Annotated in this window: 19 protein-coding genes; 13 read left to right on the plus strand and 6 right to left on the minus strand. The window is 50.6% G+C overall.

Annotation, left to right across the window (positions count from 1 at the left end):
* Positions 1-3 precede the first annotated feature (3 nt).
* Positions 4-3,492: a TraB/GumN family protein gene (locus ACO08I_RS13885; protein WP_421949621.1), complete on the minus strand. Its 3,489-nt coding sequence runs from the start codon at positions 3,490-3,492 to the stop codon at positions 4-6.
* 16 nt (positions 3,493-3,508) lie between these two features.
* Positions 3,509-4,294, minus strand: coding sequence for an SDR family oxidoreductase (locus ACO08I_RS13890; protein ID WP_282777725.1), 786 nt, complete (start codon positions 4,292-4,294; stop codon positions 3,509-3,511).
* Between the two features lie 57 nt (positions 4,295-4,351).
* On the opposite strand from ACO08I_RS13890, the gene ACO08I_RS13895 reads away from it, so the two are divergent.
* The 3 genes from ACO08I_RS13895 to ACO08I_RS13905 all read left to right on the plus strand — a co-directional run bounded on the left by ACO08I_RS13895 (position 4,352) and on the right by ACO08I_RS13905 (position 6,981).
* Positions 4,352-4,870 carry a 3-hydroxyanthranilate 3,4-dioxygenase gene (locus ACO08I_RS13895; RefSeq protein ID WP_282777727.1) on the plus strand — a complete coding sequence of 173 codons (519 nt, stop codon included), beginning with the start codon at positions 4,352-4,354 and terminating at the stop codon, positions 4,868-4,870.
* A 226-nt stretch (positions 4,871-5,096) separates the two neighbouring features.
* Positions 5,097-5,870 (plus strand): UDP-2,3-diacylglucosamine diphosphatase, encoded by a 774-nt coding sequence (locus ACO08I_RS13900; protein ID WP_421949622.1) that lies wholly within the window; start codon positions 5,097-5,099, stop codon positions 5,868-5,870.
* Positions 5,839-6,981: a hypothetical protein gene (locus ACO08I_RS13905; protein WP_421949623.1), complete on the plus strand. Its 1,143-nt coding sequence runs from the start codon at positions 5,839-5,841 to the stop codon at positions 6,979-6,981. Before ACO08I_RS13900 ends, ACO08I_RS13905 begins: the two co-directional genes overlap by 32 nt.
* A gap of 79 nt (positions 6,982-7,060) precedes the next feature.
* Here the strand turns inward: ACO08I_RS13905 and ACO08I_RS13910 are convergent, their stop codons facing one another.
* Positions 7,061-7,825 (minus strand): hypothetical protein, encoded by a 765-nt coding sequence (locus ACO08I_RS13910; protein WP_282777733.1) that lies wholly within the window; start codon positions 7,823-7,825, stop codon positions 7,061-7,063.
* Positions 7,826-7,980: 155 nt separating this feature from the next.
* Between ACO08I_RS13910 and recO the strand changes: the two genes are divergently transcribed.
* Complete coding sequence (gene recO / locus ACO08I_RS13915; RefSeq protein WP_282777735.1) at positions 7,981-8,706, plus strand: DNA repair protein RecO; 726 nt, start codon at positions 7,981-7,983, stop codon at positions 8,704-8,706.
* A gap of 64 nt (positions 8,707-8,770) precedes the next feature.
* Here recO and ACO08I_RS13920 read toward each other — a convergent pair whose 3' ends face one another.
* Together ACO08I_RS13920 and ACO08I_RS13925 are read right to left on the minus strand one after the other, a co-directional pair.
* Positions 8,771-9,154: a LysM peptidoglycan-binding domain-containing protein gene (locus tag ACO08I_RS13920; RefSeq protein ID WP_044217061.1), complete on the minus strand. Its 384-nt coding sequence runs from the start codon at positions 9,152-9,154 to the stop codon at positions 8,771-8,773.
* A 294-nt stretch (positions 9,155-9,448) separates the two neighbouring features.
* Positions 9,449-10,042: a class II aldolase/adducin family protein gene (locus tag ACO08I_RS13925; RefSeq protein WP_421949624.1), complete on the minus strand. Its 594-nt coding sequence runs from the start codon at positions 10,040-10,042 to the stop codon at positions 9,449-9,451.
* 183 nt (positions 10,043-10,225) lie between these two features.
* Here ACO08I_RS13925 and ACO08I_RS13930 point away from each other — a divergent pair, with 183 nt between their 5' ends.
* The 5 genes from ACO08I_RS13930 (at position 10,226) to ACO08I_RS13950 (ending at position 15,801) form a co-directional block, all read left to right on the plus strand.
* Positions 10,226-10,906, plus strand: a complete 681-nt coding sequence (locus tag ACO08I_RS13930) for a TraR/DksA family transcriptional regulator (protein ID WP_282777739.1) — start codon at positions 10,226-10,228, stop codon at positions 10,904-10,906.
* A gap of 186 nt (positions 10,907-11,092) precedes the next feature.
* Positions 11,093-11,320: a hypothetical protein gene (locus ACO08I_RS13935; protein WP_044220747.1), complete on the plus strand. Its 228-nt coding sequence runs from the start codon at positions 11,093-11,095 to the stop codon at positions 11,318-11,320.
* Complete coding sequence (locus ACO08I_RS13940; RefSeq protein ID WP_081969018.1) at positions 11,317-12,312, plus strand: UPF0236 family transposase-like protein; 996 nt, start codon at positions 11,317-11,319, stop codon at positions 12,310-12,312. Before ACO08I_RS13935 ends, ACO08I_RS13940 begins: the two co-directional genes overlap by 4 nt.
* 711 nt (positions 12,313-13,023) lie before the next feature.
* Complete coding sequence (locus tag ACO08I_RS13945; protein WP_044217066.1) at positions 13,024-14,394, plus strand: KamA family radical SAM protein; 1,371 nt, start codon at positions 13,024-13,026, stop codon at positions 14,392-14,394.
* A gap of 111 nt (positions 14,395-14,505) precedes the next feature.
* Complete coding sequence (locus ACO08I_RS13950; RefSeq protein WP_044217068.1) at positions 14,506-15,801, plus strand: pyridoxal phosphate-dependent aminotransferase; 1,296 nt, start codon at positions 14,506-14,508, stop codon at positions 15,799-15,801.
* 84 nt (positions 15,802-15,885) lie between these two features.
* Here ACO08I_RS13950 and ACO08I_RS13955 read toward each other — a convergent pair whose 3' ends face one another.
* Positions 15,886-16,176: a hypothetical protein gene (locus tag ACO08I_RS13955; protein WP_044217070.1), complete on the minus strand. Its 291-nt coding sequence runs from the start codon at positions 16,174-16,176 to the stop codon at positions 15,886-15,888.
* A 175-nt stretch (positions 16,177-16,351) separates the two neighbouring features.
* Between ACO08I_RS13955 and ACO08I_RS13960 the strand changes: the two genes are divergently transcribed.
* The 4 genes from ACO08I_RS13960 to ACO08I_RS13975 all read left to right on the plus strand — a co-directional run bounded on the left by ACO08I_RS13960 (position 16,352) and on the right by ACO08I_RS13975 (position 19,341).
* Entirely contained in the window at positions 16,352-16,999 is a 648-nt protein-coding gene (locus tag ACO08I_RS13960; RefSeq protein ID WP_282777744.1) for a hypothetical protein, read from the plus strand.
* 168 nt (positions 17,000-17,167) lie between these two features.
* Complete coding sequence (locus tag ACO08I_RS13965; RefSeq protein WP_044217074.1) at positions 17,168-17,944, plus strand: sulfite exporter TauE/SafE family protein; 777 nt, start codon at positions 17,168-17,170, stop codon at positions 17,942-17,944.
* A 90-nt stretch (positions 17,945-18,034) separates the two neighbouring features.
* Positions 18,035-18,661, plus strand: coding sequence for a MarC family protein (locus ACO08I_RS13970; protein WP_238578230.1), 627 nt, complete (start codon positions 18,035-18,037; stop codon positions 18,659-18,661).
* Between the two features lie 38 nt (positions 18,662-18,699).
* Positions 18,700-19,341 (plus strand): O-methyltransferase, encoded by a 642-nt coding sequence (locus tag ACO08I_RS13975; RefSeq protein ID WP_044217078.1) that lies wholly within the window; start codon positions 18,700-18,702, stop codon positions 19,339-19,341.
* Positions 19,342-19,363: the final 22 nt, after the last annotated feature.

The raw sequence follows: 19,363 nt of genomic DNA on the forward strand, positions 1-19,363 counted from the left end.
GCATTACCAGTTTTGTAATATTTCCTCTATTAGTGCATCACTGTTGTACCCATCGTAAGGTGTTCCTGAGTAGTCAAAAAAGAAAGGGGCAGCGCTGGGCGGAGCATCATTGGGCACGCCTCCGATCCCCATATAAGTCCCCTCGTACCCTTCCAGCTCGAACAGGAAGTAATACAAGGTGTAAACGGTCCCCTCACTTATAAATGGCAATTCATCAAACCAGTCGAAGCCAGTCAGCGGTGCCACATCATTCCCAAATTTGAAGTAAGCATACGCTTTGACCATACTTTCAGGAGAATACAGGGATGAAGGGATGACTTCAAGACGGCCTTCGTAATCCAGCATATGTAATAAGTTGCCCCAATAGTAAGGATACTGTCGAAGCACTGCAAAATGAACACTATCCACAGGTGCACCATGCATCAGTAGGCCATCTATTGCCGGAGGCATTAAAAAAGGGGCTCCGGCTTGCAACACCTCATTCAGGAAAGTATCCACTTCCGGTTGTGGTGGAAGCTCCCCTAGTAAGCTGCACAAATTATAGAGCTGCGACAGTCGTGGAGACTCCAGAGCGGTCAGGGTATCCTGAATGGTATTAGCTTTTGCCTTTTCCAAAATAAGCTGTGCCTGCTCCAGATAGAAACCCTGATAAGGCTGGAGCCGCTCTGCGAATCCTTCCGTTGTATCAGAAAGCACAAGGTGATAGAGAAGCTCGTAAGCCAGCTCATCCACTGCCGGCTTTTTTTGCAGCCTCAACAATTGATCGGTATGGGGCCAAAGTAAGGCTGTACTGTCTTTTAGTACGATGGCAAGCCCTCCGAAATCAAGAGACGCAGCAGTAGTATCCTGATCCAACCTTTCCACCAAAGCAAGGCACTGATCGTAGCTTTCCCGGGATTTGATTTTACCTAAAACCAGCAATAATTCTTTCTGCTCTTCAGGCGGGGCTGTACGGAACAAGCTGTCGATAAAAGGCAGGGTGTGCTCGTCCTGATTATACTGAAACTCCCGAATCAACTGATACCGGAGCGGTACTTCATTAATAGTGTCCTCAGGCAGGCCCTGCCGCAGCAGCTCATAGATCAAAGGCAGTTGTTCCCGGGTGAGCATAGACCGGTCAAGGCTCCGCATAGCTAACCGGCGAGTATGCGGATCCTGGCTCCCCAGATCTTTAACCAGTTCACTCTTTTTGTCTTGCTGCCAATAATCAGGCGGAAACGATTGTAGAGGCTGAATAGACGCCCATAGCTCCTTCCACCTTTCCTCATCTGTGCCCGTTTCATGCCAGATATAATAAAAGTAGGGGCCATGAAAAAACAAGAGCTGATCTTCAACACCAACCCCAGCCACCAATTTTAAACGCAGCCACAGAGCGGGGTACCCAAGTACAGTGGTGTCTTTTGCAAAAAGTAGTCTTGGAGATTCCAAATACGCTCCTGCATTAAAGGCCAGCTCTGATGCCAGCGCTTCCTGATCCAGCGTAATATAAGGGTCAAGGGATTTCACCTGCACAAACATGTCCCGGGCACTGAGTGTGTCTTCCATGTAATAGTACACCATATCCATCAACGGATGGTCGTCAGGAGCGACCTCTTCTGTTTGAATATGGAGTATGGGGAGGGTTCGGATAGAAAGGTTGTGCTTTTTCAGTCGCCGCAGGGGATAGGAGGAATCCGATAGAGGCATCAGCTTAAAGGTACGGAAGAAGGCATTCAGTGTATCTTTGGGTGCGGAATCGGGCGCATTGGCGTACAGTATATAAGACCGGCTGCCACGAATCAGCATTTTCCACTCGTATCGCACTTCGTCCTGAAGCAATACCATCTGCCGGCCATGAAACCCATCAATTGGGAAGGTATCCACCGAGACCTCTGCATCTTCCAATAAAGATCGTATCTCGCGCTCGCTATTATCCAGCAGTTCACCGGTATTAAGCACCGTAATCCCAATCGGATAATCTTTGACGCTCGTTATATAATCCCATTTTTCGTCGGCACTCGTCCACCTGTAAGTATGGGACCGGAAATACTTCAGGGAATCCTCCGGCCAGGGTTGACTTGAATAATAATAGGCTGGCCGGCGGGGGAACCTCTGCTCAAAACCCAGCTCCGGTGCCGACAGCAACCAATAGGCTTCCGGGTGCGGTGGCAACAAGGTAAAACTTTCGAAAAAGCCCTTCGTATAGATAGCTGGCACTTCCTCATCAACCCTCCCTGCTGCCAGGATAAAAAACTGTTTATCCCGCTGAATGAGCCGGACTTCAAACTGACCGCCCTGCTGAGTCGTTGCCCAACACTTGTACCGGTTCGAGGCTATTTCCTTTAATGGCCCTGCTTCCCACCCTAAGTTCAGGGCAAAAGCTTTGGCCAGCGACTTCGCCATAGGCTTACCACCCAGCGGAGCATCGTCAATATGAGCACTTATATAGTTAGTTTTGCTCAGGTAATCAAAGCCCCAAAAGTCATATTGTATGTAGGCATCTAAATCAACCGGCGCCGGCTCTTCATATGAGAAAGCAGGTGTGCATAACCGGTAACCAGCTATACTATCGGTATAACAGTTGACTACAGGAACAGGCTCTTCCCCTTCCGGAGGAGCGGGCCCCGCACCATCGAAGGTAACTTTTACCGGCTTCACCGTCAGCCCTGCTGCCCTTAACTGGCCAAGGATTCCCTCCTCTGCAGCCAGCATACCTACCCCCAGAGTGATAAAGGCAGGCTTACTTTTCAGGATGGGTAATAGTTGCCGGACATACTTCTTGCTCCGGGACCCGACCCGATAGCTACTGAAGGCGTTATTCAGTCCCTCTTTGGGCATAACCTCCCGAATGCGGCTCAAATCTCCGGACTGAAATGCTGCAATGCCTGTTTCATACAGACTGTCTTGCAGTGCCCCTGAATCTCTTGGCGGCACCTTTATATTTCCAGCGACAATTGCCTGCAAGTCGGCTACGGCATATCTGTTAAAGGCTTCGATATCATCAAGAGGCTCTACAGTAAGGCGCAGGCTCCGCGCTACCTTAAAGAAAAGCGTCGCAAGATCAATATTTCGCCCTCGCAGTCCGGAAGGGCTATACCAATTGCTGATTTCGTCACGAATCCGGGAAGGATATTGATCTGCCAGCCTGGGATTTGGAGGATAGCCTGCCGCTTGCAGTATACTATCAAGCTGAAAGATTTTCTCCGGTGTCATCACGGTTTTCAAGCGGGGGGTCAGCCTTTCATCAACGCCGATTTCACGTGTCCAGGTAATAAAGGTCTCGAGGTCTATCTCGGATATCAAAACCTCTGTCTCCAAAAGCTTATCCCAAATTTCATTACTGAAGCGAAAGACCCGCTCGTCTTCCAGATATACCATCCCGTACAGATAGGAAGTCCCCGGTAGATCCGGACCGTCTATGGCCCACAATAGTTGGTGATTTGTAGCAGGCTGTGCCTTTAAGCCTGCAACAGGCAGCAGAGACAATAAAAAGAATACTACAGAGCAACGCATTTCGGTGACTTTTTTGTTACATATTTTTGAGGCGTCCCCCGTCCACAGCCAGTGCGACCCCTGTGATATAGGCAGCCGCAGGTGTAGCCAGAAAAGCAATGGCAGCGCCGATTTCTCCGGGTTCTGCGAAGCGCTGCAGGGGGATACTGCTCTGCATGGCAGCCGTTACATCCTCTACAGACTTTCCGGTTGCGAGGGCCTTTTTCTCAATGATTTCCTGCAGGCGGCCAGTGTTGGTGGCTCCGGGGAGGATGTTATTAACAGTGATGCCATCCGCCCCCACTTCATTGGCGAGGGTCTTAGCCCAGTTGCCCACGGCTCCACGTACTGTATTGCTCACGCCCAAGCCAGGCAATGGTGCCTTTACGGAAGTGGAAATCACATTGATAATGCGGCCGTAGCCTTCCTTGCGCATGCCAGGGAGTACAGCTTTCGCCAAAAGGTGGTTGCAGATGAGGTGTGTAGTGAAGGCTTTGGTGAATTCCTCTAGTTCTGCCTCCGTAATCGGCCCGCCGGGAGGACCACCGGTATTGTTGACCAGGATGTGGATAGGCTTGGTGGCGGTGAGCCCCCGGACCTTCTTTCGCAGATCAGCGGTATCGGTAAAATCGGCAGCAAGAAAGTCATGCTGCTGCCCTTTGACCCGTGCCATTTCCTTGGTGATGGCTGCCATCTTATCAGCAGAACGGGAAACCAGGGTTACGTTAGCGCCCAACTCTGCCAGTTCAAAAGCGGCGGCTTTTCCAATTCCTTTACTGCTGCCACAGACGAGCGCATTTTTTCCTTTCAAATCTAAGTTCATGGAGTGTGTTTTGTATATTCCGGCTAAATTTAAAGAATTTCATACAAACCTTAACTTATGCCACTAGCCAAACCTTTCAACCTTCAGCAATGGGTAGATGACAACCGTCACCTTCTTAAGCCTCCCGTGGGCAATCAGCAAGTCTATAAAGGCAACGATGACTACATTGTCATGGTGGTGGGGGGCCCAAACGGCCGTAAGGATTATCACTGGGAAGAGGGGGAAGAGCTCTTCTACCAAATTGAAGGCGACATTACCCTGAAGATCATCAATGAAGGTGGAGATCCGGAAGAAATTCCTATCAAAGAAGGCGAAATGTTCCTGTTGCCGCCGCGTATCCCACATTCACCGCAACGCCCTGCGAATACCATTGGGCTGGTCATTGAGCGCTACCGCCGGGATGGTGAGATGGACAAGCTTATGTGGTTCTGTGAAAATTGCAACCATAAATTGCACGAGGAGTCTTTTCCGCTTGAGGATATCGTTGCGCAGTTGAAGGCGGCTATTCAGAACTTCATGGGCTCGGAGGAGCTGCGGACCTGTGATAATTGTGGGACGGTTATGGAGAAGCAGTAGGGGGTTGGGGCGTTTTTTAGTGGGGAGTGGGGGAGTTTTTTAGTCGGCAGTTCTTTAGTCGGCAGTTCTTTAGTCGGCAGTTCTTTAGTCGGCAGTGGGCAGTTCTTTAGTCGGCAGTTTTTTAGTCGGCAGTTGGGCAGTGGGCAGTTGGGCAGTGGGCAGTTGGGCAGTGGGCAGTGGGCAGTTGGGGAGTTTTACTTACTTTTGTGGGGGTAGATGATAGCCTATGCAAAAAGTATACTTTGCTTCTGATTTTCACTTAGGTATTGATGGCCGTTTGACGAGTGGTGAGCGGGAAAAGCAGATTGTCCGCTGGCTGGAGTATATCCGTGAGGATGCGGCAGCGATTTACCTGGTGGGGGATGTATTTGATTTTTGGTTTGAGTACACGACGGTAGTGCCTAAAGGGTATGTACGGCTCTTGGGAAAGCTGGCGGAGCTGCGCGATCAGGGTATTCCCATTTACTTTTTTACTGGCAACCACGACATGTGGGTTTTCCGCTACTTTGAAGAAGAAATGGGTATTCCAACCTACCGCAAACCGATCCGCCGGGAGATCATGGGCAAACAGTTCCTGATTGGGCACGGTGACGGGCTGGGACCTGGTGATTATGGCTATAAGCGCATTAAGAAAGTCTTTGCTAATCCAGCGTGCCAATGGCTGTTTGAGCGTATACATCCAAACTTTGGAATTGGGCTGGCTAATTTCTGGTCACAACGCAGCCGGGCAGCGGACCACCCCGAAGAAAAAGATTTTCTGGGCGAGGATCGGGAATGGCTGATCACCTACGCTAACCGCAAGCTGGAAAGGGAGCCTATCGACTACTTCGTGTTCGGGCACCGGCATCTTCCTATCGAATACACGCTAAAGAACGGGTACAGCCGTTATATTAATCTGGGGGAATGGCTCTTCAGTAATTCTTACGCTGTCTTCGATGGTGATTCTGTCAATTTAGCTTTTTTTGAAAATGAAGAAGGTCGGGTTTTTGGTGGTGGGTAGTTTTCTGGTGGGTAGTGGGGCAGTGGGGCAGTGGGCAGGTTTTGAGTCGGCGGTGGGGCAGTTTGGCAGTGGGCAGTTTGGCAGTGGGGCAGTGGGCAGTTTGGCAGTGGGCAGTGGGGCAGTGGGGCAGTGGGCAGGTTTTGAGTCGGCGGTGGGGCAGTTTGGCAGTGGGGCAGTGGGCAGTTTGGCAGTGGGCAGTTCGGCAGTGGGCAGTGGGGCAGTGGGGCAGTGGGCAGGTTTTGAGTCGGCGGTGGGGCAGTTTGGCAGTGGGGCAGTGGGCAGTGGGGCAGTGGGCAGTGGGCAGTGGGGCAGTGGGCAGTGGGGCAGTGGGCAGTGGGGCAGTGAGGGAGTGGGTGTTCTTGATACGGGGCGCATTCAAAGGCACTTGCATACTTTGTCAACGCCTTGTCGGGACTTTACTACTGATAAGTTACAGAATGTTTATGTAGTTGATAAAAATAACCGGGTGCATAAATACGGGCCGGATGGGCGGGAGCAATTCCATTTTAATAATAACACCCGGGGCACTTTACAATATATTGACCCTACTGATCCTTTTAATCTGCTTTTGTTTTATCCGGAGCTGCAAGTGGTGGCGACCTTAGACCGAACCATGAATGAAACCGCAGTACTCGAGCTCTTCACCGCGGGGATTTTTAATGCTACGGCGATCGGGCTGGCTACGGACAACAACATTTGGGTTTATGATCAGGCAGCGTTCCGTTTGAAAAAGGTGGGCCAAAATGGCGAAGTGCTGATCCAAAGCGATAACCTGAGCTCGCTGCTTGATGCTCCTCCAATAGCGACACAACTACTAGCCAATAACAATATCGTGTACCTCAACTGTCCAGGGCAGGGTGTTTATGTCTTTGATAATTTCGGGCAGTTCCATCAACTCCTCCCCTACCCGGATGTGGTGTCCCTGCAACTACAAGATGGGAAATTGGTCCTGTACAGCGACCACCGTGTCCGTGCCTACAATCCGGAAACTTTACAGGAACAGGTATTGAGAGGGGGTATCAATTCAGATGTACAGGTCCGGTATCAGGGAAACAGGGTTTATGAAAAAGAAGCGGATGACTTGGTCAGGGTGTTTTCGAGGACACCATAGCAGCTCTGCCAAAAAAGATGACCACGGCAGGAAAATATCCTCCGTGGCCAAGCCAAAATTCTAAAACAGGAAATGTATTTTATAACTTATTGAAGTAGAAGTCTTTTCTACCCGTGGCAAAGGCCGGGTCTTCACAGCGGAGTACATGTTGCAGCACCAACTCGTCTAACTGAAGGTACTTCAGCGCTACCACAGTGATGCAACTGTTATCAAATTGCAACAGCACATAATGCCCATCATCGCTGACCAAATACGAGCCCGCTTCCTCTAACTTCCGGTTGCCATTGCCGAGTTTACGCACAAAAGTACCATCTTCAGAAAACTGGTATTGCAGATAAGCGTCTTCCATATCAGGCGCTTTGCGGCGGGAGACTTCAAACGGGTAAGTGGTATTGCCCCATGCGCCGCTAAGCAGCTGCCTGTATTTTTCACCATTCCCGGCTTTAATCTGTTTCAGGGAATGCGCTGAAAAATCTGTAGCGATCAACTGTAATTGATTGCATTTCACATCTACTGCATAGCTATAGGTGTTACCAGACGCCTGTCCTGTCATCTGCAAAAATGCACAACCGCCAACGCCAGGTATGACCTCCCAGCCATATAAGGCAACTTCAGGAACCTGACCAGCGCCTTCGTTCCACTGCGCGACACCATTCTCATAAAAAACAACCGAGAGCTTTTGCCCATCGGCACTTGTCCCCAACCAAACACCATTAGGCAAGTGCTTTGCAAGAACAGGAGCTACAAGGCAGGATTCCGGTTTAGCGGGCGAAGGGTCAGCCGATGCCAATACCACGAAGCTAAACCCCATGTACAGGGTTGTCAGGAATAGGGTTTTCATCATTTTCTTTTAAGTCGGGTGATTCACAACAACGGGTAAGGCTGTTGCTTTTTTATATAGACGAAGGTAAGCCCGGAAGGTTGCACCAGTCCAGTTAGATGGATGAGCCCGGATAGTTTTTCGATGAATTGGCGTACCTTGCCTAAAAACCTGAAAGCGTGCTGATCAAGACACGGGGTATTGTATTCAGATCAATAAAGTACAGCGAGTCAAGCGTAATAGTGGATATTTTCACGGAGGAGCGGGGCATGCGCAGTTATCTCGTGCCGGGCGTAAGGCGAAAAAATGCCCGGATCAGCCCGGGGCTGCTGCAGGTCATGTCGCTAGTTGATATGGTAGCTTACGAGAAAAGTGAAAAAGGGCTCAACCGGATCCGGGAGATCAAAAGCGCAGTGGTGTACCAGTCATTGCCCTTCGAGGTCCACAAAAGTGCTGTGGGTCTGTTCATCGCAGAGGTTGCCCGTAAGTCGATCCGGGAGCCCGAGGAGAACCCCCGGTTGTTTGAGTTCCTGTTCCGCACCTTTCAGTTTTTGGACCAGACCGCTTTGCCCATCGCCAATCTACATCTTCATTTCCTGTTGGAACTGAGCTTTCACCTGGGCTTTGTCCCTGGAGGAGCATGGTCAGAGGAAACGCCATACTTTGATCTGCAGGAAGGCTTGTTCGCTAGCAGCAAAGCGACCAGCCACCAGTACCTTGACATCGTTACCAGCCAGGTGCTTTATCAATTGCTGCGGTGCGACTACGCCCAGTGCCATAACGTCAGGATCGGCCGGCAGATGCGCCAGGATTTGCTCGACAAACTGCTGGCCTTCTACCGCTATCATATTGACAACTTTCCGGAGATTAACGCCCATAGCATCCTGAAGACGGTTCTTTCCTAAACAGCAACAGGCTACGCACGTCAAGGAGTACGCAGCCTGCTCTGTTTGCAATTTTCACCGCACCTTAAGCTGGGAAAGGAATGGTCAGCTCCTGATCCGGATGGATGAGGTTAGGGTCTTTCAGCTGGTCCGTATTCGCATTGAAGATCACCATGTACTTAGACGCATCGCCGTAGTAGTGCTTCGCGATTTTAGAAAGGCTGTCCCCACCTTTCACAGTATGCTTGTGGAAATAGTCTTCAGTGGCAATTTTGATGTCCGCCTGAATATCAGAAGGATTTTCGCCGCCAATTTCCTTGATTTTATCCCAAAGCAGGTTTTTATGGTACTGAGTGCTTGCTGTACCGCCTACCTTGAGCACGCCATCCAGCTCCTCAACGTAGCCATCCTGAATATTGAGCTCTTCGCCGAGGTCGAGTACGGGTTGGTATTTCGCCTTTACAGACATAATGCAATTGTTTTATGGATTTTGATAAAATAATGAGTGTGCTTCATTTTGACGGGAGATGCAAAAGAAGTAACAATATACGCTAAAGATAGCGTTCTTAAATAACACACCCCTGCGTTTGTCCCGAAAACGTATTTTCCCGCCAGATTCCTATTGCTTTATGCAATTATACCAGGGAGGCAGACGTTTATCCAACACCTGTTAAGAACGCAATTCCACCACAAAAGTGGTGTAACTTTTTATCATGGGATTCTAATTGTATGTCAAGTGCCTCCGTCGTCGCGGGGGCATTTTTTATAAGTAGGCTTTCAGAACGGCCATTGCTTCTGCAAGGTCCTTCCCAAAAGTAAAAATACCTTCCTCGTGTCCTTCCATCACAAAGATTTTACATGCTTTCAGGTCGGCCTCCACCAGTAACCTACGAATACTTTCCACCATTTCCGGAGAGCCATAGGGTGCGGAGGCCTCAGTAGTAGGCACCTCGTGCATCAGGCTTTTCCAAAGATGGAAGTCATGGACATGGATCACACCGTTCACATCGGGGCACTCTTCATAGATCACAGCATGGCTCATAGACTCGGAAGACGCAATGATTGGACCGGTACAGCTGAGGCGGTTTTCGGGAGCCCCCACATCAGTGACCAAAGCGTAGTGGCGGCTATCCAACTCTGCAAAGTTGCCCGTTTTTGAACCCGAAATATAGAACAATCCCCCATTTTCCGCTCTGCAACTGATATTCCCGAAACCAATACCATTCTCATAAGCCCCAATCAGTCCCATTTCGTAAAGCTCTTGCCGAAAGGCATTAAGCTGTGCGGTTGCTGCTGCCGGAAAAGGCGGTGCATGCTGCCAATCAGCCGAAAATTTGATGTAGCCTTCGTCTGTCATATTATTTTTGACAAAATTACGATACTGGAAAAAGTGCTGCAAACTTTGTATGTTAAGCGTACATTTAGAATAACGCGGGGCTATAATTCGATAATAATGCTTGATTATTTCAAAAGAATACTTCAGATTGCACCCGCAAAATAAAGGCAAAACGGTTATCCCTAATCAGCAAACCTTAGAATAATGGCTAATACAGTTGTAAGATACTCCGATGCTGAGCTTGAAGAATTCAAAGTACTCATTGAGTCCAAGCTCGAAAAAGCACAAATTCAGCTGAGCTCCCTGCAGGAGCAAATACTGGAAATTGCCGAAAACTCCGGTGATGATCACGGTGTGGACTGGATGGATGACAGCAGCACCGGCAGCGATGTCGAAATGCTTAATAATATGGCCATCCGTCAGCGCCGGTATATTCAGGACCTGCAAAATGCGCTGATCCGAATTCGAAATAAAGTCTACGGCATTTGCACCGTCACCGGCGAGCTTATCGATAAAAAGCGGTTGCGGGCGGTACCAACCACTACGAAAAGCCTGGCGGCTAAAACCCAGCCTCCGGTGTCTACCCGTCCGCTAAGTACGCCTGAAGACGATGAAGACGAAGAGCCAAAGCGCAAAACACCTAAACCTCCGAAAAACAAGGTGATTACCCGCGTGATCCGGAAATCAACTGCCGCCAAACCAGTCCGGCCCGTTGACCTGGACGATGAAGATGATTTTGACGTGGATGGTGTGTATGATGATGATATCGATGTCGATGATATTGACAGCGATATGATCAGCCTTGAAGGCATGCAGGATGACGACGATACGGATGTCGATGAGCAGGACCTGCGCCTGCAAGATGACGAGGAGGACGAAGATTAATCTTAACGCCCCCCAATACTTAAGTGATCAAAAGCGCTTTTCGCACCTTACAACGTGCGGTCATTAAGCACACTTTCAGGAATCTTTTACGCACCGTGCACCATATTCCCGCACGGTGCAACCCCTTTTCGCTCTCAATGGGACGGGTGTGTATAACAAATTGCACAAGTTAGCTATCTTTAAAGTATGAAGAAGCCAACCCCCACCCCGAGCGAGCTAGAACAAGTTGCCGACGAGATACTAAGTGGCATGCGTGCCGAGCTACTCGACTTTCTGCAATCTCAAGCCAACGCGACCTCATCGTCAGCTTATGAGAATAGCGTTTTAGATTTAGCCCGCCAATTTGCCCAAAAGGTAGCTACCCAACAAGATGGGCCACTGCCAAAGAGCCGCAACGCTAAAAAAAAGTCTTGACAAGTTTTGGGCAGCTTACGCTGTCTAAAAACCACGTGCTATGCCAAGGCACAAAACGCTTTGCCCTCAGTGAGCGCCTGCGGGAGCTGTGCTGCCTGCTAGGACAGGGCAGTGTTTACGAGCAGGCTAGCGAGACACTGGAAGAACTGCTTAGGCTAGACTTATCTGGTATGCAAATACAGCGTGTCTGTATGCACTATGGCAGTTTAGTAGGCCCATTGGTCAGCGCGGATGCGGAAGGGGCCATACCCAGTTTAGAAATTACTGATGAGCAAGCGCCTACTTATGTGATGATGGATGGCATGATGCTCCCTACACGAGAGGAAAAGAGCTGGAAAGAAATTAAGCTCGGCCGCATATTTCAACACCAAGATGTGGTACAACTGTCGGCCAAGCGCAGACAAATACGCCAATCCGTCTATGTGTCCCATTTTGGCAGTGTCGACCAGTTTTTCCCTAAACTGGAGCGCCATCTAGTACCCTATCAAAAAAAGGTCATTTTGGGAGATGGAGCCCCATGGATATGGCGTTGGGCCGAGGACAACTTCCCTGGGGCCCGTCAAATATTAGACTTCTATCACGCCAAAGAAAAACTGGTGCTCTTTGCAAAACATCAGTTTAGAGTAGATGAAAAACGCAAAGCCTGGGTGGCTGGCCAGTGTGAAGTACTCTCAGCCAATAGAGTGCACGAGGTAGTGGATAACGTAAGCTGCCTCAGAGCGAGAAATCACGAAGCCCGGGAAGCTAAGGCGAAACTGCTATCTTATTACGAAGAGCATGAAGACCGTATGCAGTACAAAACCTACAGGGATGAAGGGCTGCTCATCGGCTCTGGACCAGTAGAGGCCGCTCATCGTAGTGTCTTGCAGCAGCGGCTCAAATTATCCGGCCAACGCTGGACGGTTGATGGGGCGCAAGCCATCGCGGATTTGCGGTGCTATCGTAAAAGTGGAGCGTGGAGTACGATCCAGCAACTTGTCGCAGCGGCATAGCTGTGCAATTTGTTATACACACATGGGACGGATTCAGTCCCAAAATATCCAGTATTTTTCTTATCTTGTGAATCACTAATGGAGCTTAGAGGGTTCATTCCCTGTCCTTAGCATTTCAAAACACCATTCATGCGAATCTCAACGCTGCATGTCTTTGCAGCCGGTGACCGTTTGTGCTTTTCCAGCGCCTCGAAACTAGTCTGCCACCTGCATGAAGCCGAATGTTAGGGCATCAACAGGGTATCGTATTATATCGCCTCCAGGCTCCTTCCGCTACAGCAACAGCCTATAGGATAATTTGCTGAATAAGTGCCTGGTACGACTAGCCCAAATTAACTGCTAGTTTTTGCCTGCGGAGTCTTTGCTATTGCCTTCCAACAGCTATCGGGGTTAACTGATCATGCAGTTGCGGCCCCATCCACCAGGCCCTTGCCCCAAGCAAACAAAAAGCATCGGTGAACCTGCCTGGCAGGCCTCACTGGCTTAATGCATGTTGTCAAATGAGCAAATTAAGCAACAGCGTATACCCTTTTCTGAACACCATAAACAAATCGCGTATGATGCATTCCAAAACCAGACTCTTTTACCTGCTAAGCCGTCATTGTACATGGGGCGGACAAAAATTCATGTACATCCCTCCAGAATAACCGGCTCCCCAATATCCTACTATCCTGATTCAACCCTTTGTACCACCTATAAATTTAAGGAGCCATGGAAAAATACAGCGCTTATACTTTACGGAACTTCCGGGAAATCCCTCAGTTGCAACAACACCTTTCCGAAGAAGAGCTATTCGATATCGAGGTCGTGGGCAATGTCCTGCCTTTTAAAGCCAATAATTATGTTGTTGAGCAACTGATTGACTGGAACAATTACCAGGAGGATCCTATTTATATTTTGACGTTCCCGCAAAGGGACATGCTGCAACCCCAACACTACAAAGAAATGGCGAGCGCCATCCGCGCCGGTGCACGCAAACCTGAACTCAAGCTGATCGCTAACAAAATAAGAATGGAGCTGAACCCGCACCCGGCCGGGCAACGCTCTCAAAATATGCCGCAGATTGATGGCACTGAGCTCACCGGTGTACAGCATAAATACCGGGAGACGATGCTCTTCTTCCCCAGTCAGGGGCAGACCTGCCATGCCTACTGCACGTTTTGCTTCCGCTGGCCACAGTTTGTAGGCATGAACGATTTGAAGTTTGCTATGCGGGACACTGAGCTGGTCATTAAGTACCTGCGTGCTCATCCGCGTGTGACGGACATCCTGTTCACAGGGGGCGACCCGCTCATCATGAAGACCAAAATCATCAGTGCCTACATTGATGCGCTGATTGAGGCAAAGCTGCCCAACCTCCGCACCATCCGCTTTGGCACCAAGGCGCTCGGCTACTGGCCGCAGCGTTTCACACAGGACAATGATGCGGATGAGCTGCTGCGTGTTTTTGAGAAAGCCAAAAAGGCAGGCCTGCATATTGCCTTCATGGGCCACTTCAATGCGCCCGCAGAACTGCGCACCGATGAAGTAAAGACCGCGATTGACCGCATCCTCAATACCGGTGCCGTGATCCGCACACAATCGCCCGTCATGCGAAAAATCAATGACAACTCGGATGCCTGGGCTGAAATGTGGCAGGAGCAGGTGGAACTGGGTTGTGTGCCGTATTACTTCTTTGTCGCCCGGGATACTGGCGCTCAGGACTACTTCGCGGTGTCACTTGAACGCGCCTGGCGCATTTTCCGGGGAGCGTATCAGCGGGTCAGTGGCGTTGCACGGACCGTGCGCGGGCCGTCGATGTCGGCAGGCCCCGGCAAAGTACACATCGTAGGCGTGAGCGAGGTGGCTGGCGAGCGCGTCTTTACCCTACAGTTTTTGCAGGGGCGCAATCCGGACTGGGTGGCGCGGCCATTCTTTGCCAAATACGACCCTAAAGCGATTTGGCTGGACGACCTCTACCCTGCTTTTGGTAAGGAACGGTTCTTCTTTGAGGAAGAATATCCGATCATTCGGCCAGCAAAATCCACTAAGCCGTCTAAAAGCATTTCAAATGGCATAGCGCAGGGCGCCGCACTGAACTAAATAAGCCAGACAGCCAATGATGCCCCTGAAGTGTGGATAGAACGACGCTTCAGGGGCTCTTTATTCCAATATTTTGATAACTTGAACCTTATAAACCAATAACAACGCATCGTGGCAAAACGGCAAAATGTCCGCATCGACCTCAACCTCAATATCCGGGGGCTGAAGAAATCCGCAACCTTAGCCATCAACGAAAAGTCCCGCGAACTGCAGGAGCAGGGGCGGCAAGTGTACAAACTGGGCTTTGGGCAGTCCCCTTTCCCGGTACCGGACCCCGTAGTGGAAAGCCTGCGGCAGCACGCCCATGAGAAGGACTACCTTCCGGTAAAAGGCTTACCGGCTCTACGGCAGGCTATTGCCGGCTTTTACGAGCGGCAGCAGGGCATAAAGCGGACCGCCGAGGATGTGCTCATCGGGCCAGGCTCAAAGGAACTGCTCTTCATTCTCCAACTCGCTTATTACGGCGACCTGGTTATTCCGACACCCAGCTGGGTCTCTTATTCTCCACAGGCTATCATTCTGGGGCGGCGGGTCAATTGGGTAAAAACCCATCAGGAAAATGACTGGCGCCTGACACCGGAGGAACTGGAGAGCATCTGTGAGACTGACCCTGAGCGCCCGCGCATTGTCATTCTCAACTACCCGGCCAACCCCACCGGTGCCACGTACACCGCAGACCGGCTAAAGAAAATCGCAGAGGTGGCACGAAAATACAAGGTTATCCTGCTGTCTGATGAAATCTACGGGGAACTCCACCACTCCGGCCAGCACGTCAGTATAGCCAGGTACTACCCCGAGGGCACCATCATCAGCAGCGGGCTTTCGAAGTGGTGTGGCGCAGGTGGCTGGCGGCTGGGCATGTTTGTATTTCCAGAAGAACTCCGGTGGCTGCTTGATGCCATGGCTATTGTGGCCAGCGAAACCTTTACCTCTACCAGTGCACCCATACAGTATGCGGCGGTGGAAGCGTTCCGCCCCCACGAGGAAATTGACCGGTATCTTCGGGATGCACAGCGCATCCTCAGGAGTGTAGGCCGGCACTTCCACAGCCGCCTGACTCAAATGCGGGTATTTGCACCCAAGCCGGCAGGCGGTTTTTATCTGTTCCCCAATTTTGCGTTTTACCAAAGCAACCTGAGTAATAAAGGGATCAGCAACAGCGGGCAGCTCTGTGAGCGCCTTTTGGAAGATACCGGCATCGCCCTGCTCCCGAGTTATGACTTTGGCCGCCCTTCTGAAGAACTGACGGCCAGACTGTCGTACGTAGACTTCGATGGCGCGATGGCCCTTCAGCTCGCCCGCACTACCTACAAAGACAAACCCCTCGATGAAGGATTCGTCAGAGCCTGCTGCCCGGAAATGAATACAGCCTTCGATCAGCTTCAGCAGTGGCTACAGCAGAAATAGCCGGCGGGATAAAAAAATCAGGTGCGCAGCTCAATGCCACACACCTGATCGACTAAACCAAACTAATATTTTGAAAGCACCGTGTCAATAAGACCGTGGCCGGAATTGATAGACATTCCTGTTTTCCAATGCTTCATCAGCGATATCCTCAAAGTGAAATTCAAGTTGTTCGCGGTCGAAGATGTCGAAGAACTGATCCCATTCCAGGTCAGACTCATCGGGGTATTCCTCTCCCGGAAAACGGAACCGGACCCGGTCGTTAATTTTCTCCCCATCGAAGTTGCGCACCTCGACTGGCCGGGCTTCCCGGGCTTCTGCCCATGACAGGATATCTTCGTGTTCGTGAGTTGATATGCGACTTCCGTCCCTTTTCATATTTAACTTTTTGATTTTCAGTAATTTATTATACAACGGATTTTAGGGTCATATGCTCATTGCATCTCCCATTTTTCCGAAACCTCCGCCTAAGAATGTTAATTTTTGAGCATCAGGAAGCGAATTGCGCTCAAAAAGGCTCTACGAAAGGAACCGATTATCGAGAAAACGACCTATGATATTCAACCGCGCCCCTATAATGTTGCTTTTGATGGCTTTCTGGGCATGCAGCAAAGATGCGCCACTGCCTGAGCCGTTACCAACGCTACCGCCATCTGTACCTGCTAATCAGTACTTGCAGCTTAGCCCGGGCAATGCATGGGTTTATCAAAGCCGGAACATCAATTTACAAACCGGTGACACCCTTTCGCTTTCCAAACTGGACAGTATTCATGTCGCCTCCGATACCTTCATTGACCGGGCACTCTACCACGTGCAAAAAGGCACCCGTCTGGGCGCGGCTTTCGAGTCCGTTCTCCGGGTTTCCGGCCCTGAAGCCGTAGACACCTCCGGCCAGCTTTACTTCTCCACTCAAATCAACAAGAGCAACTTCAGCGTGCCCCACAGCCTACTTCCTGAAAACGCACAATCTGCAACCGGCAGCATTGATGAGGGGCCGGTATTGACCACGGCCTATGGCACTTATGCCACCCGGGCCTACTCAATGGAAGTGGCTCTGTATACGCCTGACGGAGATAACCCCGAGATCCGTTACGATACGCTTTTCTTTGCGCAGGACGTGGGCTTGCTGCGCTACGTACAGCATCATCCAAGCCATGATCTGCGTGTGGAAATGGATTTACTCAGAGCCTACCTTCGATAAGTAGTGGGCCAATCCAGATAATTATCGGGATCAATTGCTCTGGTAGCTTTTACATTAAGAAGTCCCCACCCGTACGATGGTTGGTTTTGTGCCTCCCCAAAGCAAAACCCAATTCGAAAACTGATTTTTCGAGAAGCCCTAAGCCGGAAACCGCTACCTTTGGCAGCTATGGATATTTCATGGCAACACCTCCTTATCGTTTTTTTTGGCAGTGCTCTGGCTGGCAGCATCAACACGCTGGCGGGCAATGGCTCAGCTATTACGCTCACCATTCTGACTGAGCTGCTGGGGCTGCCTGGCAATCTTGCCAATGGCACCAACCGCGTGGGCATCTTTACACAGAGTGCAGCGGGCTCCTATGCCTTTTTCAGGGGTGGGAAACTCGACCTATTGCGCAGCCGCTGGCCAATCCTGTTTACCATTATTGGAGCAATAGGGGGCGTAGCGGTGGCCGTGAATGTGAGCAATGAAGCCTTCCGCAGCGTCTTCCGTTTCCTGATGATTCTCATGCTTATCGTTATTCTCGTAAAGCCAAAACGCTGGCTGCGGGAATCTGACCTGAGCAAACAGACCAACCCCTGGATTGCTGTACCACTCTACCTCGCGCTGGGATTCTACGGCGGCTTCATTCAGATGGGCATGGGTGTTTTTTTTCTGGCCGTGATGGTGTTGTATGCACGGTACAGCCTGGTTGATGCTAATGCCGTTAAGGTCTTTGTCGTGGGCGCTTACACCTTTCTCGTCATCCTGATCTTCCAATGGCAGGGGCTCATCGACTGGAAAGTGGGGCTGCTCATGGCGGTGGGGCAAACGATTGGGGGCTTTTTTACTGCACACTACGCAGCGACCTACCCTCAGGCTAATGTATGGGCGCACCGCCTGCTGGTAGCCGTGGTTTTACTGGCTATTGTGAAGCTGTTTGACTTGCATCTGCTGCTCTTTTAAATCAGCGAAAATCTTAACCCACAATTAATCCTGCCGGGGTTTACTTTTTCAAAATTTCGGGCATACCTTTGCGCGCTTTTTTGAGAAACCATGAACACAACATCCGACATGATTAATCCAAAAGACCTCATTTCTGTATCTCTGATCCTGTTTTCTGTTATCGATATTATCGGTTCCATCCCTCTGATTATCGATATGAAGAAGCGGGGCGTGAAGATTGAATCGGCTAAAGCGTCCGTGATAGCTATGGTGCTGATGCTGTTATTCCTGTTAACCGGCCGCCCTTTGCTGAGCCTATTTGGCGTGGACGTGGAGTCCTTTGCCGTAGCGGGCTCTATTATCATCTTTTTGCTGGGCATTGAGATGGTGCTGGGCATTACGTTGTTCCGGGATGACCACCTGGAGGAAAAAACCGGAACGATTGTGCCTATTGCCTTCCCCCTGCTGGCCGGCGCCGGTACCATGACCACTATTCTGACCCTGAAAGCCAAATACGCCCCAATTGATATTGCCCTGGGCATTGTCCTCAATACTCTGATTGTCTTCCTGGTATTGCGCAGTAGCGACTGGATCAGCAAAAAGCTGGGCGAGAGCGGTGCCAACGTGCTCCGCAAAGTTTTTGGCATCATCCTGCTGGCGATTGCCATCAAAATTTTCCGGGAAAACTTCCACCTCATGACGAAGGTGGACCTTGCGGAACTGACGAAGCAGCTTTAACCCTTCAACCTCTGGCCTAATTAAGCGTTGATTCGAGTATGCAACGATTAGACGCTACTATTTTCGACTACTGCGAGCAATGGTCTGCACCTCCCGACCCGGTGCTGTATGAACTGGAACGGGAGACACACCTCAGGACCCTCGCCCCGCAGATGCTTTCCGGTGCCCTGCAGGGCCAGCTGCTTAAATTGTTCAGCCAACTGCAGCGACCAAAGTCTGTACTGGAAATTGGCACTTTCACCGGCTACGCCACGATCTGCCTGGCGCAGGGGCTCGTGGAGGAGGGCCGGGTGCGTACCATTGAAGCAAATCCGGAGCTGGAGTATATTATCCGGAAGTACCTGAAAAAAGCGGGACTGGAAGACAAGGTAGAAGTCCATATTGGGGATGCCATGCAGGTCATTCCCACTCTGCCCGGCACCTTCGACCTGGTGTTCATTGATGCCGGCAAACAGTACTATCAGGCCTATTATGACCTCATCATTGACCGGGTGGAATCCGGCGGGCTGATTATTGCCGATAACGTCCTCTGGAGTGGCAAAGTGGCTACTGGTCTCCGGGAAACCGATGCCGACACGAAGCAGCTGCACGCCTTTAATGTAGCGCTGCAGGAAGACGAGCGGGTGGACAATCTGCTGCTGCCGATCCGTGATGGGCTTTTGGTGGCCCGTAAGCGGTAAGGGGGAACGTTTGGTGTGGAAA

Origin of the sequence: Phaeodactylibacter xiamenensis, assembly GCF_965229835.1 — a bacterium.
GTDB lineage: Bacteria > Bacteroidota > Bacteroidia > Chitinophagales > Saprospiraceae > Phaeodactylibacter > Phaeodactylibacter xiamenensis.

Excerpts from the sequence above, each read along its gene's own strand:
- ACO08I_RS13925 (WP_421949624.1), bottom strand. The coding sequence starts at position 10,042 with ATGACAGACGAAGGCTACATCAAATTTTCGGCTGATTGGCAGCATGCA.
- ACO08I_RS13970 (WP_238578230.1), top strand. The coding sequence starts at position 18,035 with ATGAACACAACATCCGACATGATTAATCCAAAAGACCTCATTTCTGTA.
- ACO08I_RS13895 (WP_282777727.1), top strand. The coding sequence starts at position 4,352 with ATGCCACTAGCCAAACCTTTCAACCTTCAGCAATGGGTAGATGACAAC.
- ACO08I_RS13935 (WP_044220747.1), top strand. The coding sequence starts at position 11,093 with ATGAAGAAGCCAACCCCCACCCCGAGCGAGCTAGAACAAGTTGCCGAC.
- ACO08I_RS13960 (WP_282777744.1), top strand. The coding sequence starts at position 16,352 with ATGATATTCAACCGCGCCCCTATAATGTTGCTTTTGATGGCTTTCTGG.
- ACO08I_RS13945 (WP_044217066.1), top strand. The coding sequence starts at position 13,024 with ATGGAAAAATACAGCGCTTATACTTTACGGAACTTCCGGGAAATCCCT.
- ACO08I_RS13905 (WP_421949623.1), top strand. The coding sequence starts at position 5,839 with ATGAAGAAGGTCGGGTTTTTGGTGGTGGGTAGTTTTCTGGTGGGTAGT.
- ACO08I_RS13955 (WP_044217070.1), bottom strand. The coding sequence starts at position 16,176 with ATGAAAAGGGACGGAAGTCGCATATCAACTCACGAACACGAAGATATC.
- ACO08I_RS13890 (WP_282777725.1), bottom strand. The coding sequence starts at position 4,294 with ATGAACTTAGATTTGAAAGGAAAAAATGCGCTCGTCTGTGGCAGCAGT.
- ACO08I_RS13900 (WP_421949622.1), top strand. The coding sequence starts at position 5,097 with ATGCAAAAAGTATACTTTGCTTCTGATTTTCACTTAGGTATTGATGGC.
- ACO08I_RS13930 (WP_282777739.1), top strand. The coding sequence starts at position 10,226 with ATGGCTAATACAGTTGTAAGATACTCCGATGCTGAGCTTGAAGAATTC.
- ACO08I_RS13920 (WP_044217061.1), bottom strand. The coding sequence starts at position 9,154 with ATGTCTGTAAAGGCGAAATACCAACCCGTACTCGACCTCGGCGAAGAG.
- ACO08I_RS13910 (WP_282777733.1), bottom strand. The coding sequence starts at position 7,825 with ATGATGAAAACCCTATTCCTGACAACCCTGTACATGGGGTTTAGCTTC.
- ACO08I_RS13885 (WP_421949621.1), bottom strand. The coding sequence starts at position 3,492 with ATGCGTTGCTCTGTAGTATTCTTTTTATTGTCTCTGCTGCCTGTTGCA.
- ACO08I_RS13965 (WP_044217074.1), top strand. The coding sequence starts at position 17,168 with ATGGATATTTCATGGCAACACCTCCTTATCGTTTTTTTTGGCAGTGCT.
- ACO08I_RS13975 (WP_044217078.1), top strand. The coding sequence starts at position 18,700 with ATGCAACGATTAGACGCTACTATTTTCGACTACTGCGAGCAATGGTCT.